At 60.8% G+C, this 22,858-nt stretch carries 27 protein-coding genes; 10 read left to right on the top strand and 17 right to left on the bottom strand.

The annotated features are described in order from the left end of the window. The first annotated feature begins 319 nt into the window (after window positions 1-319). Genes ACR0E6_RS00135 through ACR0E6_RS00105 form a run of 7 tightly spaced genes read left to right on the top strand, consistent with a single transcriptional unit; the run spans window position 320 to window position 6,817 of the window. The gene (locus ACR0E6_RS00135; protein ID WP_170520394.1) at window positions 320-1,534 is read left to right on the top strand and encodes a glycosyltransferase; all 1,215 of its coding nucleotides are present in this window, start codon (window positions 320-322) and stop codon (window positions 1,532-1,534) included. Further along, on the top strand, window positions 1,531-2,778 hold the full coding sequence (locus ACR0E6_RS00130) for a glycosyltransferase (protein WP_480580012.1): 1,248 nt from the start codon (window positions 1,531-1,533) through the stop codon (window positions 2,776-2,778). The genes ACR0E6_RS00135 and ACR0E6_RS00130 overlap by 4 nt, the downstream gene beginning before the upstream one ends. Continuing rightward, a complete protein-coding gene (locus ACR0E6_RS00125; protein WP_480580009.1) occupies window positions 2,778-3,854 on the top strand; it encodes a glycosyltransferase family 4 protein in 1,077 nt (358 codons plus the stop codon). Before ACR0E6_RS00130 ends, ACR0E6_RS00125 begins: the two co-directional genes overlap by 1 nt. Beyond that, window positions 3,851-4,435, top strand: coding sequence for a histidine phosphatase family protein (locus ACR0E6_RS00120; RefSeq protein WP_480580006.1), 585 nt, complete (start codon window positions 3,851-3,853; stop codon window positions 4,433-4,435). The genes ACR0E6_RS00125 and ACR0E6_RS00120 overlap by 4 nt, the downstream gene beginning before the upstream one ends. After that, window positions 4,432-5,574, top strand: a complete 1,143-nt coding sequence (locus ACR0E6_RS00115; RefSeq protein ID WP_480580003.1) for a glycosyltransferase family protein — start codon at window positions 4,432-4,434, stop codon at window positions 5,572-5,574. The genes ACR0E6_RS00120 and ACR0E6_RS00115 overlap by 4 nt, the downstream gene beginning before the upstream one ends. Further along, the gene (locus tag ACR0E6_RS00110) at window positions 5,571-6,323 is read left to right on the top strand and encodes a polysaccharide deacetylase family protein (protein ID WP_480580000.1); all 753 of its coding nucleotides are present in this window, start codon (window positions 5,571-5,573) and stop codon (window positions 6,321-6,323) included. Before ACR0E6_RS00115 ends, ACR0E6_RS00110 begins: the two co-directional genes overlap by 4 nt. A gap of 17 nt (window positions 6,324-6,340) precedes the next feature. Next, window positions 6,341-6,817: a class I SAM-dependent methyltransferase gene (locus ACR0E6_RS00105; protein ID WP_170454521.1), complete on the top strand. Its 477-nt coding sequence runs from the start codon at window positions 6,341-6,343 to the stop codon at window positions 6,815-6,817. On the opposite strand, the gene ACR0E6_RS00100 is transcribed toward ACR0E6_RS00105, so the two are convergent. After that, the gene (locus ACR0E6_RS00100) at window positions 6,818-7,960 is read right to left on the bottom strand and encodes an alpha-D-ribose 1-methylphosphonate 5-triphosphate diphosphatase (RefSeq protein WP_480579997.1); all 1,143 of its coding nucleotides are present in this window, start codon (window positions 7,958-7,960) and stop codon (window positions 6,818-6,820) included. It abuts the gene before it with no gap. A 53-nt stretch (window positions 7,961-8,013) separates the two neighbouring features. Between ACR0E6_RS00100 and ACR0E6_RS00095 the strand changes: the two genes are divergently transcribed. Continuing rightward, window positions 8,014-8,697 (top strand): DUF1045 domain-containing protein, encoded by a 684-nt coding sequence (locus ACR0E6_RS00095; protein WP_480579994.1) that lies wholly within the window; start codon window positions 8,014-8,016, stop codon window positions 8,695-8,697. Here the strand turns inward: ACR0E6_RS00095 and ACR0E6_RS00090 are convergent. The 9 genes from ACR0E6_RS00090 to phnG are packed head-to-tail and all read right to left on the bottom strand — an operon-like array spanning window position 8,679 to window position 14,343. Next, window positions 8,679-9,227, bottom strand: a complete 549-nt coding sequence (locus ACR0E6_RS00090; protein WP_480579991.1) for an AAA family ATPase — start codon at window positions 9,225-9,227, stop codon at window positions 8,679-8,681. The two genes, ACR0E6_RS00095 and ACR0E6_RS00090, sit on opposite strands and share 19 nt — an antisense overlap. After that, window positions 9,224-9,907 carry a phosphonate C-P lyase system protein PhnL gene (gene phnL / locus ACR0E6_RS00085; protein WP_480579988.1) on the bottom strand — a complete coding sequence of 228 codons (684 nt, stop codon included), beginning with the start codon at window positions 9,905-9,907 and terminating at the stop codon, window positions 9,224-9,226. The genes ACR0E6_RS00090 and phnL overlap by 4 nt, the downstream gene beginning before the upstream one ends. Before the next feature lie 22 nt (window positions 9,908-9,929). Next, window positions 9,930-10,709: a phosphonate C-P lyase system protein PhnK gene (gene phnK / locus ACR0E6_RS00080; protein WP_480582170.1), complete on the bottom strand. Its 780-nt coding sequence runs from the start codon at window positions 10,707-10,709 to the stop codon at window positions 9,930-9,932. Further along, window positions 10,709-11,107: a VOC family protein gene (locus ACR0E6_RS00075; RefSeq protein ID WP_480579985.1), complete on the bottom strand. Its 399-nt coding sequence runs from the start codon at window positions 11,105-11,107 to the stop codon at window positions 10,709-10,711. The genes phnK and ACR0E6_RS00075 overlap by 1 nt, the downstream gene beginning before the upstream one ends. Continuing rightward, on the bottom strand, window positions 11,104-11,982 hold the full coding sequence (locus ACR0E6_RS00070; RefSeq protein ID WP_480579982.1) for an alpha-D-ribose 1-methylphosphonate 5-phosphate C-P-lyase PhnJ: 879 nt from the start codon (window positions 11,980-11,982) through the stop codon (window positions 11,104-11,106). Before ACR0E6_RS00070 ends, ACR0E6_RS00075 begins: the two co-directional genes overlap by 4 nt. Beyond that, window positions 11,979-12,218: a hypothetical protein gene (locus ACR0E6_RS00065; RefSeq protein ID WP_480579979.1), complete on the bottom strand. Its 240-nt coding sequence runs from the start codon at window positions 12,216-12,218 to the stop codon at window positions 11,979-11,981. The genes ACR0E6_RS00070 and ACR0E6_RS00065 overlap by 4 nt, the downstream gene beginning before the upstream one ends. Beyond that, window positions 12,215-13,306, bottom strand: coding sequence for a carbon-phosphorus lyase complex subunit (locus tag ACR0E6_RS00060; RefSeq protein ID WP_480579976.1), 1,092 nt, complete (start codon window positions 13,304-13,306; stop codon window positions 12,215-12,217). Before ACR0E6_RS00060 ends, ACR0E6_RS00065 begins: the two co-directional genes overlap by 4 nt. A 3-nt stretch (window positions 13,307-13,309) precedes the next feature. Continuing rightward, window positions 13,310-13,885: a phosphonate C-P lyase system protein PhnH gene (phnH, locus tag ACR0E6_RS00055; protein WP_480579973.1), complete on the bottom strand. Its 576-nt coding sequence runs from the start codon at window positions 13,883-13,885 to the stop codon at window positions 13,310-13,312. Then, window positions 13,885-14,343: a phosphonate C-P lyase system protein PhnG gene (gene phnG / locus ACR0E6_RS00050; protein ID WP_480579971.1), complete on the bottom strand. Its 459-nt coding sequence runs from the start codon at window positions 14,341-14,343 to the stop codon at window positions 13,885-13,887. The genes phnH and phnG overlap by 1 nt, the downstream gene beginning before the upstream one ends. A gap of 102 nt (window positions 14,344-14,445) precedes the next feature. On the opposite strand from phnG, the gene phnF reads away from it, so the two are divergent. Then, complete coding sequence (gene phnF, locus ACR0E6_RS00045) at window positions 14,446-15,156, top strand: phosphonate metabolism transcriptional regulator PhnF (RefSeq protein WP_480579968.1); 711 nt, start codon at window positions 14,446-14,448, stop codon at window positions 15,154-15,156. Window positions 15,157-15,308: 152 nt separating this feature from the next. Here the strand turns inward: phnF and ACR0E6_RS00040 are convergent, their stop codons facing one another. From ACR0E6_RS00040 to phnC, 5 genes are all read right to left on the bottom strand, one after another. Continuing rightward, window positions 15,309-15,923, bottom strand: coding sequence for an LbetaH domain-containing protein (locus ACR0E6_RS00040; protein ID WP_480579965.1), 615 nt, complete (start codon window positions 15,921-15,923; stop codon window positions 15,309-15,311). Between the two features lie 19 nt (window positions 15,924-15,942). Beyond that, window positions 15,943-17,310, bottom strand: coding sequence for a phosphonate ABC transporter, permease protein PhnE (gene phnE, locus ACR0E6_RS00035; RefSeq protein WP_480579962.1), 1,368 nt, complete (start codon window positions 17,308-17,310; stop codon window positions 15,943-15,945). Next, window positions 17,307-18,188 carry a phosphonate ABC transporter, permease protein PhnE gene (gene phnE / locus ACR0E6_RS00030; RefSeq protein WP_480579960.1) on the bottom strand — a complete coding sequence of 294 codons (882 nt, stop codon included), beginning with the start codon at window positions 18,186-18,188 and terminating at the stop codon, window positions 17,307-17,309. Before phnE (ACR0E6_RS00030) ends, phnE (ACR0E6_RS00035) begins: the two co-directional genes overlap by 4 nt. Window positions 18,189-18,254: 66 nt before the next feature. Beyond that, window positions 18,255-19,157 (bottom strand): phosphonate ABC transporter substrate-binding protein, encoded by a 903-nt coding sequence (gene phnD, locus ACR0E6_RS00025; RefSeq protein ID WP_170454555.1) that lies wholly within the window; start codon window positions 19,155-19,157, stop codon window positions 18,255-18,257. A gap of 64 nt (window positions 19,158-19,221) precedes the next feature. Next, the gene (gene phnC / locus ACR0E6_RS00020) at window positions 19,222-20,043 is read right to left on the bottom strand and encodes a phosphonate ABC transporter ATP-binding protein (protein ID WP_170520349.1); all 822 of its coding nucleotides are present in this window, start codon (window positions 20,041-20,043) and stop codon (window positions 19,222-19,224) included. A 163-nt stretch (window positions 20,044-20,206) separates the two neighbouring features. On the opposite strand from phnC, the gene rpe reads away from it, so the two are divergent. Further along, window positions 20,207-20,896, top strand: coding sequence for a ribulose-phosphate 3-epimerase (rpe, locus tag ACR0E6_RS00015; protein ID WP_170632700.1), 690 nt, complete (start codon window positions 20,207-20,209; stop codon window positions 20,894-20,896). Window positions 20,897-20,963: 67 nt separating this feature from the next. Here rpe and ACR0E6_RS00010 read toward each other — a convergent pair whose 3' ends face one another. Beyond that, a complete protein-coding gene (locus ACR0E6_RS00010; protein WP_170454561.1) occupies window positions 20,964-21,827 on the bottom strand; it encodes a M48 family metallopeptidase in 864 nt (287 codons plus the stop codon). 360 nt (window positions 21,828-22,187) lie between these two features. Further along, window positions 22,188-22,858 (bottom strand): EF-Tu C-terminal domain-related protein (locus tag ACR0E6_RS00005; RefSeq protein ID WP_480579957.1); only part of this gene is annotated, 671 nt, incomplete at its 5' end.

Raw genomic sequence — 22,858 nt, 5'->3', positions numbered from 1 at the left:
GCCATCGAACTCAATATCGTGCCGGGGCGTGGTCCTGGCGCAATGGGTCACTGCGGGTATTTTCAACTTCGCAAAAATTGAATATGACCTGTATTGCGCTCAGGCGCTGCCCAACTGGCCGTTTTTTCGACCATTCCGCTAACAATGCCAAACCCCGGAGAAATATGCCCGCGATACAACATTCTTCTGTTGCCAATTCGCAATGCCTCGCGCATTTGCGATTGGGCCTTTCCGCCTTTGGCAAGCAAGGCTTAACAATATAAGATAACTGGTGCGAACGCGCGGATCCTGCACCAAGACCAGAAAAACAGGCACCAATATGAGCCTCGGCACAAACACTCTTAAATCCGGTCGCGCGCCGCGCATCCTGTTTTACAGCCATGATACCTTTGGTTTGGGTCATCTGCGACGCTCGCGCGCATTGGCGGCGGCGGCAACGCAGGCAGACCCAACCGCATCGGCGCTGATCCTGACCGGCTCGCCCGTGGCCGGGCGGTTCACTTTTCCCCGCCGCGTCGACCATGTGCGCCTGCCCGGCGTGACCAAGCGCGCCGACGGATCTTATGCCGCGCGCACTATCGGCATGGGAATCGATGAAGTGACCGAGCTGCGCGCGGGTCTGATCCAGACAGCCGTGCAGCAATTCGATCCGGACATGCTGATCGTCGATAAGGAACCCACCGGGTTTCGCGGCGAATTGTTGCCGACGCTGGAATATCTGGAAAACAACTGCGGCACCAAGCTGGTCCTTGGTCTGCGCGATGTGCTGGACGAGCCCGAGGTGCTGGCCGCCGAATGGGACCGGAAAGACGCCGTTACCGCGACCGAGCGGTTTTATGACGAGATCTGGGTTTATGGCCTGCGCTCGATCTACGACCCGACCGCTGGGTTGCCTCTGAACCCTGCAACGCAGTCCCGCATTCATTGGACCGGCTATCTGCGGCGTGACCTTGGCCCTGTCGGTGAACCGCCTGAACAGCCCTATATCCTGATCACCCCCGGTGGGGGCGGCGATGGCAAGGCCATGGTCAATCTGGTTCTGTCTGCCTACGAACAAGACCCCAATCTGTCGCCCCGTGCCGTTCTGGTCTATGGGCCATTCCTGTCCGGCGAACTGCGCGAGGATTTTGAAGCCCGCGTGGCGGCGCTGAATGGTCGGGTGACGGCTGTGGGTTTCGAATCCCAGATCGAAACCCTGTTTGCCGGTGCTGCCGGTGTGGTCTGCATGGGGGGCTACAACACCTTTTGCGAGGTTCTGTCCTTCGACAAGCGCGCCGTCATTGTTCCGCGTACCACACCGCGTCTGGAACAGTGGATCCGCGCCTCGCAGGCCGAGGGGTTGGGTCTTGTCCGAATGCTGGACGAAACCCGCGATGGCCTGACGCCTGATGCAATGATTCAGGCCATTCGTGCACTGCCGCAACAGCCGTTGCCGTCTGAGACGATCCAGGCTGGCCTGCTTGACGGTCTGGATTACGTGACCGACCGGATCGAAACCCTGCTGACCGGCGAACAGGAACGGGCCACCGGATGAGTGCAAATACGCCGAAGCTGGCGGTGCTGGTCAAAGGCTGGCCGCGCCTGTCCGAGACGTTCATCGCGCAGGAACTGGTCGCCCTTCAGGACGCGGGCCACACGTTTGACATCTGGTCACTGCGCCACCCGACGGACACCAAACGCCATCCGCTGCATGACCGCTTTACCGGTCGCGTGCACTACCTGCCCGAATATCTGTATCAGGAACCCCAGCGGGTCTGGTCCGCACGCGCGATTGCACAAAGCCTTCCGGGCTATGCCGAGGCATACCGGGTATGGCGGCAAGACCTGCGTCGTGATCCCACCCACAACCGCATCCGCCGCTTTGGGCAGGCCTGCGTTCTGGCTGCGGAACTGCCCGGCGACACACGGGCGCTTTATGCGCATTTCATGCACACTCCGTCATCGGTCGCGCGCTACGCGTCCATCATGCGCGGCGTTCCATGGAGCTTTTCTGCCCACGCCAAGGATATCTGGACCTCGCCGGACTGGGAGAAACGCGAAAAGCTGCAGGCAGCGACCCATGGCGCAGCCTTCGGGGCCACCTGCACCGACATCGGGGCGCAACACCTGCGCGGTTTGGCGGATACCCCGGATCGGGTCGATCTGATTTACCACGGGCTGGACCTCGGCCGCTTTCCATCCCCGCCCGAGCGCGCGTTGCGCGATGCGAATGGGCCGTTTCACATGATCTCGGTCGGGCGGCTGGTCGAGAAAAAGGGCTTTGACCGTCTGATCGCGGCCTTCGCCCTGCTGCCCAAGACACTGGACTGGCATTGGACACATATCGGCGGCGGTGGTATGGGGCAGGCGCTGCAGGAACAGGCAAAGGCTGCGGGTGTTGCGCACCGCATCACCTGGAAAGGCGCATGTGATCAGCCCGAGGTGATTGCGGCGATGCGGGATGCGGACCTGTTCGTGCTGCCCAGCCGAATTGCCGATGACGGAGACCGGGACGGGTTGCCGAATGTCCTGATGGAAGCGGCCTCGCAAAAACTGCCGATTCTTTCGACGCCCGTTTCCGCGATTCCCGAGTTTATCGAAACCGGAACGCATGGCGTTCTGTCCCAGGACGACCCGGCGGCTTTGGCCGAGGCGATGGCCCAGATGGCGGCGCAGCCAGCGACAACTGCCCAGATGGCCCAAGCCGCTTATGATCGTTTGCTTGCCGAGTTTCGGATGGACCCGGGCATCGCTCGATTGTCGGAACGGCTGAGCGCTTTGTGCACGGATGCCGCCTGATGGCGCGCGTCGCGTTCTATGCGCCGATGAAGTCCCCCGACAGCCCAAAACCTTCGGGCGACCGGGAAATGGCCCGCAACCTGATGCAGGCCATTTCGGCGCAAGGGGACCGGGTCGATCTGATCTCGGACCTGCGCATCTATGACAAAACCGGAGACGCGGCACATCAGCAATCGCTGCGTTTGGCGTCTGAGGCCGAGGCGCAGCGGTTGATTTCCCGGTTGCCGTCGGACGTCGATCTTTGGGTGACCTATCACAACTACTACAAGGCCCCCGATCTGTTGGGCCCTGCCGTATCAAAGGCGCGCGGCATTCCTTATGTTCAGTTGGAAAGCACCCGCGCCTCCAGCCGCCTGACCGGTCCCTGGTCGGGCTTCGCCCGGGCGGCGCACGCGGCCTGCGATGGGGCGCAGGTGATTTTCTATCACACGGCAAATGACCTGATCACCCTGCAGCGCGACCGCTGCAACAATCAGGCTTTGGTTGAGTTGCCACCCTTTTTGCCGATCTCCGACCTGCCGCCAAGCGGCACCGCGGACGGCCCGATGCTGAGCGTCGGGATGATGCGCCACGGGGACAAGCTGGCCTCGTACACCATTCTCGCCGAAGCCTTGGCGCATCTGACCGGCGAATGGCACCTCAACATCGCAGGGGACGGCCCCGCCCGCCCCGAGGTCGAGACCCTGATGGCACCCTTTGCGGATCGCGTCACCTTCTTGGGTCAACTGGATCGGGACGCTCTGCAAACCGCCTACCAAGCCGCCAGCCTGTTCGTCTGGCCCGGCGTGAATGAGGCCTATGGGATGGTCTACCTCGAAGCGCAGGCAGCCGGCCTGCCCGTTGTGGCGCAGGATCGGCCGGGGGTTCGGGATGTTCTCTGTCCGTCGGATTACCCATCCGTGGACGCCGGGGTACCGGGATTTGCCATGAATCTTCAGGCGCTGCTGGATGACCCCGCCAGACGCCGAACCCTTGGTGCCGACGCGCGGGCGCATGTGGCGGCGCATCACCTGATGCCGCGCGCGACCGAAATATTCTGGTCAACGGTGCGCCCGTTGGTGGAGGCATCGGCATGACCAGACTGGCCCTCTTGCGACACGGACACACAAGCTGGAACCGCGCCGGGCAGATACAAGGGCGCAGCGATATTTCCCTTGATGATGACGCGCGGGCTGAATTGGCGGGCTACGATCTTCCGTCGGGCTGGCAGCAGGCTGACATCTGGTCCAGCCCATTGACCCGCGCCCACGAGACGGCGCAGTTGGTATCGGGTCGCATTCCGCATACATCTCCGGCCCTGACCGAGATGAACTGGGGCGAATGGGAGGGGCTGCGCGGCGTCGATCTGATTGAAGACCCCAAAAGCGGCTATCGCCATATCGAAGACTGGGGCTGGGACTACCGCCCGCCCAATGGCGAAAGCCCCGCCGAGGTCTGGCGTCGCTTGCAACCATGGCTGTCTGGGTTGCAGCGGGACACGGTCGCGGTCTGCCATATCGGCATCATGCGGGTGATCCTCGCCCGCGCCTGGGGTTGGAATTTTGAAGGCCCCGCGCCTTTCAAGATCAAACGCAATCGGCTTTATATCGTTGAGATGCCTGACCTGACCGCCGAACCTGACCCTGTGCGCCTGATCCTTCGCGGAGTGACGCAATGAGAGTGATGATCGTCGTCACCCATCTGCTGGGCACAGGTCATCTGAGCCGCGCGCTGACATTGGGCCGCGCCTTTGTGGACGATGGGCAGCAGGTGCTGGTTGTGTCGGGCGGTATGCCCGCGCCGCAATTGAACACGGACGGCATGACCCTGCTTGGCCTGCCGCCGTTGCGCTCGGACGGGACAAATTTCACGCGCCTTCTGACAGAGACCGGCGAGGTCGCCGATGCAGGGTATCTGACTGCGCGGAGCACCGGTTTGGTTCAGGCGATACACAGCTTTCAGCCCCAGGTTCTGATCACCGAGCTTTTCCCCTTTGGCCGCCGTGTGCTGGCCGCCGAGTTTGAAGCGGGTCTGGAAGCCGCACACGCACTGGAATCGCGGCCCATCATTCTTTGTTCGATCCGGGACATTCTGGCACCGCCCTCGAAACCCGCGAAGGCCGAACGCGCCGATGAGATTGTGCAACGTTATTATGACGGTGTGCTGGTGCATTCTGATGAAAACATCACCCCGCTTTCGGTCAGTTGGCCGGTGTCGGAGCACCTTGCAAAACGGCTGCATTATACGGGGTTTGTCGCACCAGAAGCTCCAAGCCCGCATCCAGACGCCGTGGGACGGGACGAAGTTTTAGTCAGCACAGGCGGCGGATCTGTCGGCGAGCCGATCTTTCGCGCGGCCATCGAGGCCGCCCGAAAGATGCCCAACAGGCGCTGGCGCCTGTTGGTGGGCGGGCGGGACGCAAAGGACCGCATTGCCGAGCTGTCCGGGTACGTTGATGGGGCACCGGTGACACTGGAACCCGTGCGCCCGGATTTCCGACAAATGCTGCCCCATGCCGCGGCCTCGGTCAGCATGTGCGGCTACAACACCGCTTTGGATATCCTGCAATGTGGTACGCCTGCGGTGTTTGTGCCCTTTGACGATGGCAAGGAAGTCGAACAGGGGCTGCGCGGTCAGAGTCTCTCGGGTTTGCCCGCGATCGAGCTGCTGCACAGTCAGGACCTGACCGGGTCTGCGTTGGCCCAGCGGGTTGAACGCGTGATTTCCGACGGGCGGCGAAAGCCCGAACGCGCAGGGTTTGACGGCGCACAGCGCAGCGTCAAGATCGCCAAACACTTGTGGGAGCAACGGCCATGAACCCCGACTGGAGCCCGCTGGACGCCGAACTGGCCCTGTGGCGCGAGGGCGACCTGACCCTGCCCCTGTGGTGGCGGGACGATGATGCGACGACGCTTACACCGCAATTGGACAGGCTAACCGACCTGTCCCAGCGGTTGGGCTTGACTGTCCATCTGGCTGTGATCCCCCGGGATGCGGATGCAAAACTTGCGGGATATGTCGAACAGCATCCGGCATTGATCCCCGTTGTCCACGGATGGGCGCATCAGAACCACGCGCCCGAGGGGGAAAAGAAGTCCGAGTTTAGGGCACATCGACCATTGGATGCGGTTGTCGCCGATGCAAAAGCGGGGCTTACCCGTATGACAGAGATGTTCGGTGATCGGCTGCGACCGATGTTTGTCCCCCCTTGGAACAGGATCGGCGATGAAACCGTTGCGCAACTGCCCGCGCTTGGCTTTCGCATCCTGTCCACGGCAACGCCGCGCAGGGCTGCGATGGCCGCCCCGGGGCTGGAGCAGATCAACACTCATCTCGATCCCATTGACTGGCGTGGAACACGCGGGCTGGTTGCTCCGGATGTTTTGATCTTGCAGGTCGTGGACTTTCTCAAGGATCGCCGCAATGGACGGGCAGACAATGCTGAACCGTTCGGAGTGCTGACCCACCACCTTGTCCACGACCCGAACATCTGGGCCTTCACCGAGGCCCTGCTGACGAAACTACTGGACGGCCCCGCACAGGCGTGGACCGCCCCCAAGACCTGAAGAACGGAGTTCCCCTGATGAGCCGATTGGATTCCATGCTGCGTCGCCTGACAGCCCAGCGCGACGGGCTGAACTGGGCTGCATCCCGGATCGCGGATAAGGACGGCGATGTGCTGGACATGGGCCTGGGCAACGGGCGCACCTATGACCACCTGCGAGAGATCCTGCCCAACCGGCGCATCTGGGTGATGGACCGGGTTTTGCAATGCCACCCCGACAGCACCCCGCCCGAACAGGATTTCCTGCAAGGCGAGGCCGAGCCGATGCTGGAAAGGCTGGCCCGTGAAGGCCACAAGATGGCCATGGCGCATTATGATTTCGGACGTGGGATCAAGGAAGAGGACGTGGCCGAAGCTGCCCGCCTCAGCCCGTTGATCGCGCAGGTGATGCAGCCCGGAGGGTTGCTGATCTCGGGCCAGCCACTGGTGGGCTTCGATCAGATCGAAGGGCCCGAAACCATTGCACCGGACCGGTACCTGTTCTATCTGGCCTGATCAGGCCACGCGTTGCCCACGCGACCAGACCGCCTTCAAGGCCGGAACATCGCCCCGCATCTGAAACCGGATCAGGTCGGCACGCGCGCCGCTGCGCAGTTCTCCCCGGTCGTGCAACCCTGCGGCTTGCGCCGGGGCCAAAGTGACGGTCCTGAGACCGCGTGCCATGTCGCCCCACATCTCACCCAGACGCACTGCCGACAGCAACAGGGCCGACGGCACATAGTCCGACGACATGATGTCCAGATGACCCAGCCGGGCCAGTTCCTCGGCCGCCACATTCCCGGAATGAGAGCCGCCACGTATGATGTTCGGCGCCCCCATCATCACCTTGATGCCGTGGTCATGACAGGCGCGCGCGGCCTCGACCGTTGTCGGGAATTCGGCCAGACGAATGCCGTGGCCTGCAGAAACCTTCACCTGATCTTCGGTCGTGTCATCATGGCTGGCGATCACCGCCCCGAACCTTTGGGCGGCCTTCACGGTTTCGACCTCGTGCGTGTCACCGTGCTGGTCGCGCAGGCCCTTCAACTGCGCCACATGCTGCAAAAACGTATCGTCGTCCATCGCGTATTTGCCCTTCATATAGGCTTCGAACTTTGACAGATCGCGAAACTGCCGCTGGCCCGGCGTATGGTCCATGATCGACACCAGCCCAACCCGATCCTCGGGGCCGAACTCATCCAGTTCCTCGACCAGCGTTTCCGAGCACACCTCGGCCCGCAGATGCAGGAAATGGCTGATCTTCAGCGCATCCTGTTCCCGCAGGTCCCATAATTCTTGGGACAGCCCACGGGCGTATTTCCCGTATCGCGCGGCCCCTGACGGGATCGAGCCCACGCGCATGGCATCGAAGACAGTGGTGATCCCGGTGCTGGCCAACTCGGCATCGTGGGCAAGGATCGCGGCGGCATGCGGCCAGTCCACCCGGGGGCGCGGCTGAATATGGCGTTCCAGATTGTCCGTGTGCAACTCCACCAATCCGGGGCAGACATAGTCGCCGCCGCAATCGATCGCCCCCGTCGGAACCGAAGTACCCCTATCCATCTCCGCAATGGTGTCACCGACGATCCGAACGCTGCCGGTAACGGTCTCTTCGGGCAACACAAGCGTGGCATTGGCAAGGATCATTTCTTCTGTCATCTGAACTTCACGCAGTTTGAGATATTGAACGGCCACGTAGCTAGGAGGCCAATGTGACATTCACGCGATACGCAATCTATTTTGCCCCGCCCGCTGACGCGGAATGGACGAGATTTGCCACCCGTTGGCTGGGCTGGGACATGGAGGCCGGAACGCAGGTTACGCACCCGGTTGTCGACGGCATCGACGTGGCCACCGTCACCGAGGTTCCGCGCAAATACGGGCTGCACGCAACGATGAAGCCGCCCTTTCGCTTGCGGGACGGCCAAACCGTTGACGCGTTGCACGATTCCTGCGCAGCGCTGGCCGCGCGTCACGCGCCGGTCACGCTGGACGGGCTCGAGATCGCGCGTCTGGGCCGGTTTCTGGCCTTGCGCCCCGTTGGGAACACCGATGCCCTGAACGCTCTGGCCGCTGGCTGCGTGCAGGATCTGGATACGTTTCGCGCGCCCGCGTCCGAGGCGGAACTGACCCGCCGCCGGGCGGCAAAGCTGACCCCGGAACAGGACGTCAATCTTGTTCAGTGGGGCTATCCCTATGTGCTGGACGCGTTCCGGTTCCACATCACGCTCAGCGGGCGATTGGACAAAGCCACGCTGACAGACGTCGAAAGCGCACTGGCCGTTCATCTGGCCCCGCTGCTGCCGTCGCCCTTCCAGATCAACGATCTGGCCCTGATGGGCGAGGCTCAGGACGGTCGGTTTCACCTGATCCATCGCTACGCCCTTTCCGGCTGAAGCCGCGCAAGGATTTCGCTGACCGTGTCATCCAAAGCGCCCGAGTTGTCGATCTCGATCACCCGGTTCAGCCCGTCCGGCAGGGACGTTTTGGCCCGGCCCAGACGCTTGGCCTGATCCGCCGCGCTTTCGCGCCCCCGCGCGGCCAGACGCTGTGCAAGCACCTCGGCATCAGCGGTCAGAGAAATCACGATCAGATCGCCAAACACCTTCTGCGCCTGCACCAGCACAGCGCGCGAGAAATTGACCAGCACCGCCTGACAACTCTGTCGCTGTTCGGCGATCCCGGCTGGTACGCCATACAGCAGCCCATGCGCCGGCCAATGCATGGCAAAGGCACCGTCCAGCACCATCTGCTTGAACACCTCGACCGAGACACGGTCGAACTCCTCGCCCTCTTCCCCTTCGGGCCGGGTGATCACCCGCCGCAATCGCTGAATACCCGGCGCGCGCGCCTCCAGCGCCACCATGACGCTGTCCTTGCCAACGCCTGATGGACCCACAACCGCTATGACCGGGGCGAGTGTCATGCCGCCTGTCCGGGCGTGAATGTGGACACATCCACCGCGCGGTCGCAGACCCGATCACGCGCATCAACGTCGTGGAATATCCCAACAATCGCCGCGCCACGCGCCTTGGCCTCATCGATCAAGGACAGAACGGTTTCCCGGTTCTGTGCATCCAGACTGGCGGTCGGTTCGTCCAACAACATCGCCGGATACTCATGCGCGAAGCCGCGCGCGATATTCACACGTTGCTGCTCACCCCCGGAAAAGGTCGTCGGGCTCAGGGACCATAGCCGTTCCGGTATGTTCAGCCGCGCCAACAATCCCGCCGCCTTGTCCAACGCCATCTGCCGATCGCACCCAACTGCCAATAACGGCTCGGCCACTACCTCCAGCGTCGGTACCCTAGGCACAACCCGCAGAAACTGGCTGACATAGCCAAGCGTGTCCCGCCGCAGAGCCAGAATCTCGCGCGGTTCGGCCTGCGCAACATCCAACCCAGCAACCAGAACCGAACCGGACGCGGCCAGATAGTTGCCATAGATCACCCGCATCAAGGTGGACTTCCCAGCACCGGACGCCCCGGTCAGGGCAACACATTCGCCCGGCGCCACCTTCAGCGAAGCCCCTTCCATCACCGGAATGACCGCGCTGCCCTGGTTGTGCAGGGTAAAGCTCTTGCTGACGTCCTTCAGCTCAATCATCACTTCATCTTTTCCCAAATACTCAAACCTGCAGGACGCTGGACACAAGCAACTGCGTATAGGCATGTTGCGGATCGTCCAGCACCTGATCGGTCAACCCGGCCTCGACCACATGCCCGTCCTTCATCACTATCAATCGATCCGCCAGCAGGCGCACCACGGCCAGATCATGGGTGACGATGATCGCGCTCAGGCCCATCTCGCGGACCAACCCGCGCAGCAGGTCCAGCAGACGCGCCTGAACCGAGACGTCCAGCCCCCCGGTCGGCTCATCCATGAACACCAGCCGTGGCCCCGTCACCAGATTGCGCGCAATCTGCAACCGCTGCTGCATGCCGCCGGAAAACGCGGTCGGGCGGTCATCGACCCGAGATGCAGCGATCTCGACCCTGCCCAGCCAGTCAATCGCCTTGTCCCGGATATCGCCATAGTGCCGGTCGCCTACGGCCATCAGCCGTTCACCAATGTTGCCCCCGGCACTGACCGACATGCGCAACCCGTCGCGCGCGTGCTGGTGCACAAAGGCCCAATCAGTGCGACCCAGCATCCGGCGCGCGGGATCCGACATGGTGACTGTGTCCACCGGTCCATCTGCACGGGTGTCAAAGATCACCTGCCCCGTATCCGGCACCAGATGCCCGGCCAGACAGTTCAGCAGCGTGGATTTCCCCGACCCGCTCTCGCCAACAATCCCCATCACCTCGCCGGGGTAGAGATCGAAGCTGACATCTGCACAGCCGATCCGCGTGCCATAGCGTTTCTCGATGCCCTTGACGCTCAACAATGGCACGTTTTGCCCCATCATTCCGCGCCCCAATCCGGAGCAACCGTCTGAGGCTGATAGCTGCCAAACGACCACTCATGCCCTTCTGAATCGCGCGCCCGATAACGGCGCGTTCCGAATTCAGTATCCTCGGGCGGGTAAACAATTTCGGCGCCAGCCGCCTTTGCGGTTTCGAAATGGGCGTCCACATCCTCGACGACCAGATAAACGCCGGGGCTCTGCACCTGCACGGCATCGTCGACCGTGCCCATCATGATGATGCCGTTGCCATATCGCATCTCGCCATGCATCAGCCGACCGTCCTCGCCATCAAAGGCCTGAACAACCTCCAACCCAAACGCACGCTGCAAAAACTCAACCGCAGCCTTTGCATCGACATAGCTGAAATAGGGAACAATCGAAGGCCTTCCTGTCATCTCATCTCTCCTTGCAATTCTGGCTGTGTTTCGCCCAATCGGCCCAAACGGCCCGCCGCGCGGCGCGAGTGGCAGTAATCGGTATCCGAGCATACGAACATCCGGTTGCCCGCATCATCAATGATAACCTCATCCAGATAGCTGTCTTCGGCCCCGCACAGATCGCAGGCGTGATCGGCCTTGGTGGCCTCAAACGGATAATCCTCGAAATCGAGGCTGACGACCTTGGTGTGCGGCGGCACTGCGTAAATCCGCTGCTCCCGCCCGGCCCCGAACAATTGGATCGCGTCCATTTCCAGCTTGGGGTTGTCGAATTTCGGGATCGGCGACGGGTCCATCACATAGCGGTCGGATACTTTCACCGGATAAGCGTATGAGGTCGAAATCGCCCCGTGCTGGCTGATGTCTTCATACAGTTTCACATGCATCAGCCCGTATTCTTCAAGGCTGTGCATCTTCCGCGTTTCGGTCTCTCGCGGCTCCAGAAAGCGCAAGGGTTCCGGGATCGGCACCTGATAGACCAGTATTTGATCCTCGGTCAGCTTGGCCTCGGGGATGCGGTGGCGGGTCTGGATGACCGTCGCCTTTTCCGTCTCTTCCGTGGTTTCAACACCTGCCGTGTTCTCAAAGAACTTTCGGATCGAGACGGCATTGGTGGTGTCATCCGCCCCCTGATCAATCACTTTGAACGTATCATCCGGCGTCAGCGTCGCGGCCGAGACCTGCACCCCGCCCGTGCCCCAGCCATAGGGCATCGGCATCTCGCGGCTGGCAAAGGGCACCTGATAGCCCGGAACGGCCAAACCTTTCAGGATCGCACGGCGGATCATCCGCTTGGTCTGCTCGTCCAGATATGCAAAGTTGTATTCGCTCATGATGCAGTCCTCATGGCTTTTCGAACGGAGAATTGATTTTGTTGGATATTTCTTTCGCGCAGGTCGTGCTTATCCTCGGTGCGCTGGCCTTTGTGATTTACAAAATCCGACTGCCCACGCGAAAACGTCACCATTCTGGTCAAACTCACGGGCATCACGGCGCTGACGGATGGAGCGGCGGTAGCGGCTTTGATGCCGGTGGGTGCGACGGCGGCGGTGGCGGCGACTGATCTCATTCCGCAGCCTCCTTGGGTGTAATGCGTTCTTCCGCCTCGCGGCGCAGTTTGCGCACCAGTTCCAGTTCGGACTGAAAATCCACGTAATGCGGCAACTTGATGTGTTCGAGGAACCCTGTGGCCTGAATGTTGTCTGCATGGCTCAGAACAAATTCTTCGTCCTGCGCGGGGGCACCCAGATTGTCCTCTCCCAACTCCTCCCACCGCAGCGCCCGGTCGACCAGAGCCATCGAGATCGATTTGCGCTCGGATTGACCAAAGACCAGCCCATAACCGCGCGTGAATTGCGGCGGTTCGGTTTTTGAGCCTTTGAACTGGTTGACCGTCTCGCATTCGGTCAGCTCGACCTCGCCAATGTTGATGGCAAAGCCCAGTTCGGGGATGTCCATTTCTACCGCGACCTTGCCGATCCGCAACTCGCCGACAAAGGCGTGGTTGCGCGCGTAACCGCGCTGGGTCGAGTAGGCCATGCCCAGCACAAACCCTTCATCCCCGCGCGTCAGGGATTGCAGACGCAGCGGGCGGTTTGACGGAAACTCCATCGGCTCGCGTGTCAGATCGCCGGGGGTTTCGTCGCTAAGGGGTTCGTCTTGAATGATCCCCTCACCTTTAAGGAACTCAGTGATATGCGGCGTTGGTTGGGTGCGAGCGGCGCCTTCGGGCGCGGCTGGCACTTCGCCGTCAGCAGCCAGTTTGAAATCCAGCAAACGGTGAGTGTAGTCGAAGGTCGGCCCCAGAACCTGCCCACCCGGCGCGTCCTTGAACGTGGCCGAGATACGCCGGTCGCAGGCCATCGCGCCCGTATCGACGGGGTTCGAATAGCCAAAACGTGGCAAGGTCGTACGATAGGCGCGGATCAGAAAGATCGCCTCGATCAGATCCCCGCGCGCCTGTTTGATCGCCAAAGCGGCGAGATCAGGATCGTACAGGGACCCTTCGGCCATGACCCGATTGACCGCAAGGCTCAGCTGTTCCCGGATCTGGTCGAGGCTGAGTTCCGCCACATCGGTCGCGCCGCGCCGTTCCTCGGCAAGCCAGCTATGGGCGTTCTCAATGGCTTTTTCGCCCCCTTTGACAGCGACATACATGACCTAGCCCTCCGCCCTGATCTGCGTACTGCGGGGCACGGCAGCGACCTGTTCGCCGCAGGTCAGAAAGAAATCGCACCCCAACGGGTAGAGTTTCGAATTCGCCTGAAACGCAGCGATGTCGGGCACAGACAGATGCGCCACATCCTTGATGCCGGGACCGGACAAGGTGGCGCCCACCTGTTCCAGAGCCTCGCATTCGACAATCAGAGTGGCCGAGCGATCGGGGTATTCCGGCGTTCCGATACGATAGACATCAAGCGGGGCCAACGCATCCCACGCCCCAACCGCAAAGTCGGCCTCGGGCGCGGGTACCAGCGGTGCGCCGGTGTGAAAAGTCAGCCAGTTGCGGACAGCATCGGTGTCAACAGCCCCGGCCAGATGCAGCTTGGTTTCCGGGTCACATAGCGTCAGAAGCAAGGTTCCGGCGGCCACGGACAGCGGGCTGGGTGGCACGACACCGGTCAGCGGACGGATTTCGCCAGGGCGCGCCATCACCGTCATGGCAGCGCGAAAGGCATGGGCGGCCTGAATCGGTGCGTTGTCGAAGCCGCCCGAGAATTGCGTTTGCGCCGACATCAATCTTCCCCCCGGACCATCGTGAAAAACTCGACCTTGGTTGCGGCTGCTTTGGCAACCCGCGTGTCCTTGGCCGCCTGCATCTGCTGTTTCAGCGGATCAAGGAGTTCGGACCGCAGGGTTGGCGCCGCCGCCGTCTGCATCATCGCATCGATCACCGCCGCCGCCTCGGCCTTGGGTTTCGAGCGTCCCTGAACGTAGCCATGCCCAACCGTGCCGTCCTTCAGAACGACCGAGCAACGCGTCACCGTCATTTCACCCAGGTTGAACGGCGCACCGGTTCCACCCGCGCGTCCGCGCACCATCACGCCGCCGGTTTCGGGCCGACGCAGCCACTCAAAAGGGGGACGGTCCGCAAGATCCTTCCAAAGCGTCAACATCGCATCTTCCGGAGCGCGCGCCAAAAGGCCCATCCACTCTTGCCGGGCAGCCGTCGCGATTTCTGTTTGATGTGTCATCAAAGCCTCTTGGCTGGGTTGTCTATCTATACTATACAACTAGACAAATATTAACGTGCGCGCGCCCGCCGTGCAATCGGAACTCTGTGAATATTTGGTGACATGAGCAAAACGCCGATCTGGAAAAGCATCGCCCTGAGCCTGACGTCGGATATCGCCGAAGGGCGGTATCAAACCGGCGATCGCCTGCCGACCGAGGCGCAGCTGGCGGCAACCCATGGGGTCAACCGCCATACGGTGCGGCGTGCCCTGGCGGATATGGCCGATCAGGGGCTGGTCCACGCACGGCGCGGAGCGGGCGTGTTTGTGGCAGCGCGGCCCACAGATTATCCCATTGGCAAGCGGGTGCGTTACCACAAGAATATCTCAGCCGGCGGCAAGATCCCCGGCAAGAAAATTCTCGCGCTGACCACCCGTGCGGCGGATAAGGCAGAAGCCGAGGCTTTACAGCTTGAACAAGGTGCCTCGGTTCACGTCTATGACGGGTTGTCTTTGGCGGACGGGCAACCCATCGGCCTGTTTCAAAGTGTGTTTCCGGCTGAGCGGTTTCCCGATCTGCTCAAGGCCCTCTCGGACACGCAGTCCGTTACCAAAGCCCTGCAAACCTGTGGCATTTCCGATTACACCCGAATTTCGACCCGGCTGACAGCGCGGGCGGCGACCGCAACACAGGCGCTTCATTTGCGTATGGCAGAAGGGGCTCCAGTCTTGTTTTCCATCGGCATAAACGCCGACCCGGACGGCAATCCTGTGGAATATGGCCGAACCGTTTTCGCCGGCGAGCGTGTGACATTGACCCTGAATGAGGATTGAACCCAAGGGGCTCCCGCCCGTCTTCGACCTCCTGCCGGAGGCCTCATCCCGTTGGGCGTAGCGCCGCGCGCAGCGCGGCGCCGGGCCCAAGGCCGCCAAGGGGGATCGGCGCAGCCGATGCACCAGCGGGCGCGGGAGAGTTTGCCTTTTTCCTATTCGTACTTCTCCAGGAAGGCTTCGGCGCTCAGGGCGCGGAAGTCCGGAAGGGCCGCCCGCAAACGGGCATTGTCCCAATCCCACCAGGACAGGGCCAGCATCCGTTCGGACACCATGTCAGAGAACCGACGGCGTATCTGGGCCGCTGTGACGCCACCAACGATGGTGTAAGGCGCGACATCCTTGGTCACAACGGCACCAGAGGCGACGATCGCCCCATGCCCGATGGAAACCTCGGGCTTGATGATCGCCGCATGACCGATCCAGGTGTCGTGGCCGATCCGCGCCGTCCGGCTGGAGCGGTGGGCAAACCATTCGGCATCGTCCTCTTCGCCGTCCCAATAGTCTGCCGACCGGTACAGGAAATGGTGCAGCGAGGCTTTCTCCATCGGGTGATCCGTTGCCCCGATCCGGGTGAAGCTGGCGATATTGGCGAATTTTCCGATCTCGGCATTGGCAATGTCACAGGTCCGGTCGCAATAGGAATAGTCACCCCAGACCGTATTGGCGAGGCGGCTGCCTGCGCCGATTTCGACATATTCCCCGAACTGGCTGTTACTGATCTGGCAATCGGGATGGATGAACGGCTGATCCGCGCGCAGTCGTGGCATTGTCTCGTCCGTTGTCAGATCAGGGCAGCAGGAAGGGTTTGCGCTTGGGATTGCGCGGTTTGCGTGCCTTCCCAGTCTCACCCTGGATCAGGCGACGCCGCAACCAGCCCGAGAACCAATCCATCAGCATCACCATCAGGATGATCAGGACGATGTAATAGGCGACCTCTTCCCAGTCTTTCTGCGTGATGATCGCTTGGGTCAGCAACAGGCCGATACCGCCGCCCGTGATCGCACCGATCACGGTGGCGCTGCGGGTGTTGGATTCGAGGAAATAGAGAAGCTGGCTCAACAAAACAGGGGTGATCTGCGGGATAACCCCAAAGCGATAGCGCTGCGGCGCGTTTGCACCGGTTGATTGCACGCCCTCAATCTGTTTCTGGTCCACATTCTCCAGCGCTTCCGAGAATATCTTGCCGAAGGTGCCGGTATCCGTCACCAGCATGGCCAAAGCGCCGGTCAACGGGCCGGGCCCAAAGGCGCGGGCCAGAACAACCGTCCAGATCAAGGCGTCCACGCCGCGCACAAAGTCAAAGATACGTCGTGTGGCGAACCGAACGGATTTCAGCGGGTTGAAGTTGCGCGTGGCCAGAAACGCCAGTGGCAGGGCCACGATGGCCGCGCCGAACGTGCCCAGAAACGCCATCAGGATCGTTTCGAATATGGCCCAGGCCACGTCCTGGTGCCGCCACATCTTGTTGGTCCAGAAATCGTTGAAGATCGCCCCGGCTTCGCCGGATGCAGCGCGCCCGGCGAGATCGGAGAATGACTGGCCATAATAGGGACTGTCCAAAGTGAACCAAAACAGCTCCCACCCGGTGAAATACCGAAACACCTCGGCCCGGTTCCGGGTCACGGTCAGGCGACCGGCATCCGTGGTGATCGCCATCCGGTTCTTTGAAACATTGATCCAGTCGGGCACATCACCCGGCGGCAGTTCGGCCTGCACCCCGGCGGATCGGGTCGGCGTGGCGCGCACGGTGCCGTAGCCGGGAATGTCATATTCGATGGTCTCCGAACCAAAACGCACGACATGACCGTCTTCCAGATCGATCACCGTCGTTTCGCCCAGTGTCACCCACTCCGGCGCGTCGCCATCAGGGTAGGCGCCCTTGCGTTCTCCTTCGATGGCGGCTGAGACCTCACCTGTGCGATTGTCCCGCTCGATATGGGTTTTGTAACTATAACTGTCGGCGACCAGAGTTCTGCCGTTTTCCAGGTTCGCCCGCCCTGCCAAACCCGGCACGTCGAAGGCGAAGAACACATAGACAAGATAGACCAGCACCAAAGCCGGAAAGCCGAAATTCACCAGACGTTTTCGGCTGAACAGACGGTCCGCTTCGGCCTTCAGTTCAACAACGGTCAGATCGGTTGCGAAGGTGCTCATACCGAAGCTCCTTTTTCCGACCCGTGGGTCAAGCGGTCGCGCAGCACACCCGAGATCTGGTCCACGACGACAATAGTGACAATGAGAAGAAGGAAGATGGCGGCGGCCTCGTCATAGCGCCCCTGCCCCCAGGACATCGAGTTGCGCAGCTCATAGCCCAGACCACCGGCCCCGACGAAGCCGAGGATGGCCGAGGCGCGGATGTTGATCTCGAACCGCAGCAGGGCATAGCTGACATAGTTCGGCCCGACCTGCGGGATCACACCCAGATACATCCGCTGTGACCAGTTCGCACCGACCGAATGCAGCCCCTCGACCGGTTTCAGCGAGGCGTTTTCATTCACTTCCGAGAACAGCTTGCCCAAGGCCCCAGCCGTATGAATGGCAATCGCGATCATCGCCGGAACCGGACCACCGCCCAGAACAAAGATCAGGACCAGTGCGATCACGATCTCCGGTATCGCCCGACAAATGTCGGCAATGCGGCGGAACAGCGGGATCAGCGAAGGCCAAAGCGCCATGCCCCGCGTCGACATCAGGGCCAGAAACGTTCCTGCGATGGTCCCGATCAGGGTCGATGCTGCGGCGATATTGATGGTCTCGATCAGGGCCGGGAAGAACGTGACCAGATTCTCGGGCATCGCCCCGATCTTCTCCCACGCCTCGGCCAGAACCTCGGACGGGTAATCGAAGATGCGGTGCCAGCCGTCGATAAAGCTGCCCGCATTGCGGCTGTCCGCGGTGCGAAAGCCGGCGACCATCAGCGCCACAAACAGGATCAGAAGGATACCACCATAGACCCGCTTGCGCCGTGTCATCTCGGAATAGTCGGCCCGGATTTGGGCGACGCTGGGGGGCCCTGCGGACAGGTCTGTCATGGAATGCTCCTGAGTGGAAAAACGGGGCCCGGCAGGTACCGGACCCCGATCTTGGAGGATGCAGGCTTAGTTCGACTTCAGCTTGCGTGCTTCGATGATGATTTCGTAAGCGTCATGGGTGATCGGTTCGAACGCTTTGGCCTCACCAGCGGCAACGCCGTAGAAGCATTCACGGTCCTTTTCGGCCAGACCCGCCATCAGCGCAGTCATCTTTTCCTTCACATCCGCAGGCAGAGCGGTACGCAGAACAACCGGGCCTTCCGGGATCGGCTTGGACTGCCAGATCATGACCATGTCGTTCATGTCGATCAGACCCGCATCAACCGCGCGGCGCAGCGCACCCGAGTTGAAACCGTCTTCCCAGTCACCCAGACCGTCGGCCCAGGTCACACCGCCGTCCACGTCACCATTGTTCACCGCCACGATGGTCTGCTCATGACCGCCGGTAAACTTCACTTCACCAAAGTAGTCGCCCGATTCCATGGTCGAACCAGTGGCCTGAGGGATTTCGATGGACGGGATCAGGTAACCCGAGGTCGAGTTCGGATCGCCGAAGCCAAAGGTCTTATCCTTCATGTCTTCCAGCGAGGTGATGCCGCTGTCCTTGCGGGCAAACCCGATCGAGTAGTAGCCGTATCCGCCATCGGTGTTGACCTTGACCAGAACCGGCTCGACCGCTTCGGGGTCGCTCAGATAGGTTTTTGCGTAACCCGATGCGCCCAGCCACGCCATGTCGATGGTGCCGCCCAGCAGGCCCTGAATCACGCCATCATAGTCGGCAGGCGCGAACAGCTTGGTTTCAACGCCCAGTGTTTCTTCGGTGTATTCACGCAGGCATTCGTTGTTGTTCAAGCGGTCCTGAGCGTTCTCACCGCCCAGAATACCAATGCGGAACTCGCTGATGTCGTCAGCCAGGACCGGCGCGGCCAAGGCGGTGGTTGCAGCAAGGGCAGCAATCAGTTTTTTCATCTGTCTCTCTCCAGGTTTTTGTGCCGGCCTTTCATCGGCCGGTCGATGAAAGGGGTCGGGTGGCTTAGATGGTGGCTTCTGCTTCCATCAGGGCCTTCTGGGTGGCGTCCAGAGTGTCGATCTCGGTCGAGGTCGCCTCTTCCGAGAAGCTGGCATCAGCGCCATAGATTTCGCGGGCGACACCGGTGGTCAGTTGCTCGGGCAGGCCGTCGAACACGATGCGACCGTCACGCATTCCCACGACGCGGTCGCAATAGCGGCGCGCCGTGTCCAGCGTGTGCAGGTTGGCGATGACGGTGCGGCCATCTTCCTCGTGGATACGGCGCAGCGCCTGCATCACCACCTGCGCGTTCATCGGGTCGAGCGAGGCGATGGGCTCATCCGCCAGAATGATCTTGGGGTCCTGCATCAGGGCGCGGGCAATGGCCACACGCTGCTGCTGTCCACCCGACAGCGCCTCGGCTCGTTTGGGCGCATGTTCGGCGATGCCCAGACGGTCCAGAATATCGATGGCGCGGTGAATTTCGGCCATTGGATACAGATTGAACATCGTCGCCAGCGTCGAGTGGCGGTTCAACGTGCCGTGCAGAACGTTGGAAACGACATCCATGCGTGGCACCAGGTTGAACTGCTGAAAGATCATCGCGCAATCCGCCTGCCAGGCGCGTTTCTCACGGCCTTTCAGCTGCGTTACATCGCGACCTTTGAACAGGATCTGACCCTCAGTCGAATCCGTCAGACGGTTGATCATCCGCAACAGGGTCGACTTGCCCGCGCCCGAACGCCCGATGATGCCAATCATGCACGGCTTGTCCACATCCAGCGTTGCCGCGTCCACGGCTGTATTCTCGCCAAAGCGCTTGGTCAGTTTCTCGATCCGCAGCACGTGCCACCCCCAATTCGTGTTGGCGGTCAGCTACAGATGCCAGTAAACGGATATGTGTCACTGCGGTGAAAGTTTTGTAACGCCGCACGTCCCACTAGGGCTACCCATCGGGGCAAGGCGCGGGTATACGCGACCGCGACTCTTTTGCTGACACGAGGCCGCCATGAGCTTTGACCGCACCATCAAGATCGCCCCGTCGATCCTGTCCGCCGATTTCGCCAATTTCGGGGCCGAGATTCAGGCCATCGAAGCCCAAGGCGCAGATTGGGTACATGTCGACGTGATGGACGGCCATTTCGTGCCGAACCTCACCTTCGGCCCCCCGGCGGTGAAGGCGTTCCGCCCACATGTGAAAACCGTGATGGACGTGCATCTGATGATCACACCGGTTGACCCCTATATTCAGGCCTACGCCGATGCGGGTGCCGACATCCTGACTGCCCACGTCGAGGCCGGCCCGCACACCCACCGCACCCTGCAGGCCATCCGCGCCGCAGGTATGAAGGCTGGCGTCGCCCTGAACCCCGGCACCCCAGCCGAGGCGGTCGAGCATCTTCTGGACCTGACCGATCTGATCTGCGTCATGACCGTGAACCCCGGGTTCGGTGGCCAGAAGTTCATCGACATGACCGCCAAGGTCCGCAAACTGCGCCAGATGATCGGCGACCGCCCTGTGCATATCGAGATTGACGGTGGCGTTGATCCCAAGACCGCACCACTGGTTGCGGCGGCTGGCGCGGATGTGCTGGTGGCCGGGTCGGCTGTGTTCAAGGGTGGATCAGTGGATCAGCCTGAGGTTTATGGTGAGAACATCCGGGCCGTTCGCGCGGCGGCTGAGGGTGGGTTGTCCTAATTCAGCAGCTTATGGCGGCGGCTGACTGGGTCTGTGCCGAATGGATCCCGGGTCACAAAGTCAGTCGCTATGTAGCCATTCGTGCGCCGCTGACACGGCGTTTTCGGGCCCGGCCACGGGAAGCGGAAACGCTTCTCGGGTATTTTTGTTTCGCGAAGACGATAAGCTCTGACACACGTGTGCAGTGGTGTGGGAAAGACGAAAAAGCACGGGCCAACCAGCCAAAGAAACTCCCATTGTATTTTCTTCCCTGTGCGACATACGCGCGAATGTTGACACGGTCAGCAATCTCGGAGCCTACAGCCATTTTCATCATGGACCTCACAGCGACCCGAGTGTTGCCATCAATCATGCGCAATCCCATTCTGTCGCCTGATAGTTTGGTTGCGCGTTCGTAGGGGAAAAGCAAAATATTGAAGATCAATAGCTTCTCCACACTGTTAATGAAGAATTGCAACCAGCCAAACCGGAAATGTTTAGCTGCCAATGCGCCCACAAATCGCCCCACAATAAATCGCAGTTCGTCCTTAGTGTTTTCGTTCCTCAGAAGCTCGGAATTCAGAAGCAATATCTTGGTGTTGAGAAGCGACAGGATTGATGCATTGTAAGATCCATCCTCATGAACATATGCCTCGACCGTTCGGTTGTAACCAAAAAGCTCCTTCGCTTCTTTGATCGCATCGTTGGCTTCAGGGAAAGACGCCGCTGAAACCTGGACAAAATTGTTCATCCAATGCGCGACAGCCAACCTAAGGCTAAACCACAGCGAGAAAAGGATGATCGGAACCAGCAAAAGAATGGTTCCAAAAGTTGCGACTGTTAGCAGCGCCGTTACGAAACCAAACGGAATCAAAACAAACAAGGTTATGTAAAAGCGTGGAGTCTCAGTAGGATGTCTTAGTTCCTGCATTTCATTTTTTGACAAAGGCATGGGAAATCCCCCACAAAAATCGTGAAAAGTAATAGATTATGAAATTACATCTATTTTGTAAGACGAAATCAACTGTTCAGTCTTTCTACGGAATCGCGGAACCCGGTCGTATTATTGAGTACTATGCGCTAACGCCAAATGTTCGGCGATGACTTTCGCAGCGAAGGGCTCGCCACAAAAAAGGCCGCCCCTTAGGGAGCGGCCTTCTCAATCTCAACGACGAGCCGGGCTGAAGCCTGGCCTACCGATTACTCGATGATCTTCGACACACTACATTTGGTGTGTCTCGGGATCATTGCGTTCAAACAAAAAGGGCGTCCCGAGGGACGCCCTTTCCGTTTGATCATTCGCAAGTGCGAATTATTCAATAATTTTGGAAACGACACCCGCACCGACGGTGCGGCCGCCTTCGCGGATGGCGAAGCGCAGGCCGTTTTCCATCGCGATCGGTGCGATCAGCTCAACGCCGAACGATACGTTGTCGCCGGGCATGACCATCTCGGTGCCTTCGGCCAGGGTCACGGTGCCGGTCACGTCAGTTGTACGGAAGTAGAACTGCGGACGGTAGTTCGCGAAGAACGGAGTGTGACGGCCGCCTTCTTCCTTGGTCAGGATGTAGGCTTCGGCTTCGAACTTGGTGTGCGGTGTAACCGAACCCGGCTTACACAGAACCTGGCCACGCTCAACGCCGTCACGGTCCACACCACGCAGCAGGGCGCCGATGTTGTCGCCGGCTTCACCGCGGTCCAGCAGCTTGCGGAACATTTCAACGCCGGTGCAGGTGGTTTTCGCGGTGTCGCGGATGCCGACGATTTCGATCTCGTCACCAACGTTGATCACGCCACGCTCGACACGCCCCGTAACAACGGTACCACGGCCCGAGATCGAGAACACGTCTTCGATCGGCATCAGGAACGGCTGGTCAACGGCGCGCTCAGGGGTGTCGATGTAGTCATCAACAGCCGCCATCAGTTCCTTGATTTTCTCTTCGCCGATTTCCGGGTTGTTGCCTTCCATCGCGGCCAGAGCCG

The sequence above is a fragment of the Ruegeria sp. AP12 genome (genome assembly GCF_056540025.1).
The sequence above is the reverse complement of the archived record's forward strand: the minus strand, read 5'-3'. Positions and strand labels throughout refer to the sequence as shown.

Coding starts and splice junctions, on each gene's coding strand:
- ACR0E6_RS00090 (WP_480579991.1), bottom strand. CDS start 9,227: ATGACACTCGCCCCGGTCATAGCGGTTGTGGGTCCATCAGGCGTTGGC.
- phnK (WP_480582170.1), bottom strand. CDS start 10,709: ATGGGGCAAAACGTGCCATTGTTGAGCGTCAAGGGCATCGAGAAACGC.
- phnF (WP_480579968.1), top strand. CDS start 14,446: ATGAGCAAAACGCCGATCTGGAAAAGCATCGCCCTGAGCCTGACGTCG.
- phnE (WP_480579960.1), bottom strand. CDS start 18,188: ATGACAGACCTGTCCGCAGGGCCCCCCAGCGTCGCCCAAATCCGGGCC.
- phnH (WP_480579973.1), bottom strand. CDS start 13,885: ATGTCGGCGCAAACGCAATTCTCGGGCGGCTTCGACAACGCACCGATT.
- ACR0E6_RS00060 (WP_480579976.1), bottom strand. CDS start 13,306: ATGTATGTCGCTGTCAAAGGGGGCGAAAAAGCCATTGAGAACGCCCAT.
- ACR0E6_RS00130 (WP_480580012.1), top strand. CDS start 1,531: ATGAGTGCAAATACGCCGAAGCTGGCGGTGCTGGTCAAAGGCTGGCCG.
- ACR0E6_RS00075 (WP_480579985.1), bottom strand. CDS start 11,107: ATGACAGGAAGGCCTTCGATTGTTCCCTATTTCAGCTATGTCGATGCA.
- phnG (WP_480579971.1), bottom strand. CDS start 14,343: ATGACACATCAAACAGAAATCGCGACGGCTGCCCGGCAAGAGTGGATG.
- ACR0E6_RS00010 (WP_170454561.1), bottom strand. CDS start 21,827: ATGCCTTTGTCAAAAAATGAAATGCAGGAACTAAGACATCCTACTGAG.
- rpe (WP_170632700.1), top strand. CDS start 20,207: ATGAGCTTTGACCGCACCATCAAGATCGCCCCGTCGATCCTGTCCGCC.
- ACR0E6_RS00105 (WP_170454521.1), top strand. CDS start 6,341: ATGAGCCGATTGGATTCCATGCTGCGTCGCCTGACAGCCCAGCGCGAC.
- ACR0E6_RS00125 (WP_480580009.1), top strand. CDS start 2,778: ATGGCGCGCGTCGCGTTCTATGCGCCGATGAAGTCCCCCGACAGCCCA.
- ACR0E6_RS00040 (WP_480579965.1), bottom strand. CDS start 15,923: ATGCCACGACTGCGCGCGGATCAGCCGTTCATCCATCCCGATTGCCAG.
- ACR0E6_RS00135 (WP_170520394.1), top strand. CDS start 320: ATGAGCCTCGGCACAAACACTCTTAAATCCGGTCGCGCGCCGCGCATC.
- ACR0E6_RS00070 (WP_480579982.1), bottom strand. CDS start 11,982: ATGAGCGAATACAACTTTGCATATCTGGACGAGCAGACCAAGCGGATG.
- ACR0E6_RS00120 (WP_480580006.1), top strand. CDS start 3,851: ATGACCAGACTGGCCCTCTTGCGACACGGACACACAAGCTGGAACCGC.
- ACR0E6_RS00065 (WP_480579979.1), bottom strand. CDS start 12,218: ATGAGATCAGTCGCCGCCACCGCCGCCGTCGCACCCACCGGCATCAAA.
- ACR0E6_RS00110 (WP_480580000.1), top strand. CDS start 5,571: ATGAACCCCGACTGGAGCCCGCTGGACGCCGAACTGGCCCTGTGGCGC.
- phnD (WP_170454555.1), bottom strand. CDS start 19,157: ATGAAAAAACTGATTGCTGCCCTTGCTGCAACCACCGCCTTGGCCGCG.
- phnE (WP_480579962.1), bottom strand. CDS start 17,310: ATGAGCACCTTCGCAACCGATCTGACCGTTGTTGAACTGAAGGCCGAA.
- phnL (WP_480579988.1), bottom strand. CDS start 9,907: ATGATTGAGCTGAAGGACGTCAGCAAGAGCTTTACCCTGCACAACCAG.
- ACR0E6_RS00115 (WP_480580003.1), top strand. CDS start 4,432: ATGAGAGTGATGATCGTCGTCACCCATCTGCTGGGCACAGGTCATCTG.
- ACR0E6_RS00100 (WP_480579997.1), bottom strand. CDS start 7,960: ATGACAGAAGAAATGATCCTTGCCAATGCCACGCTTGTGTTGCCCGAA.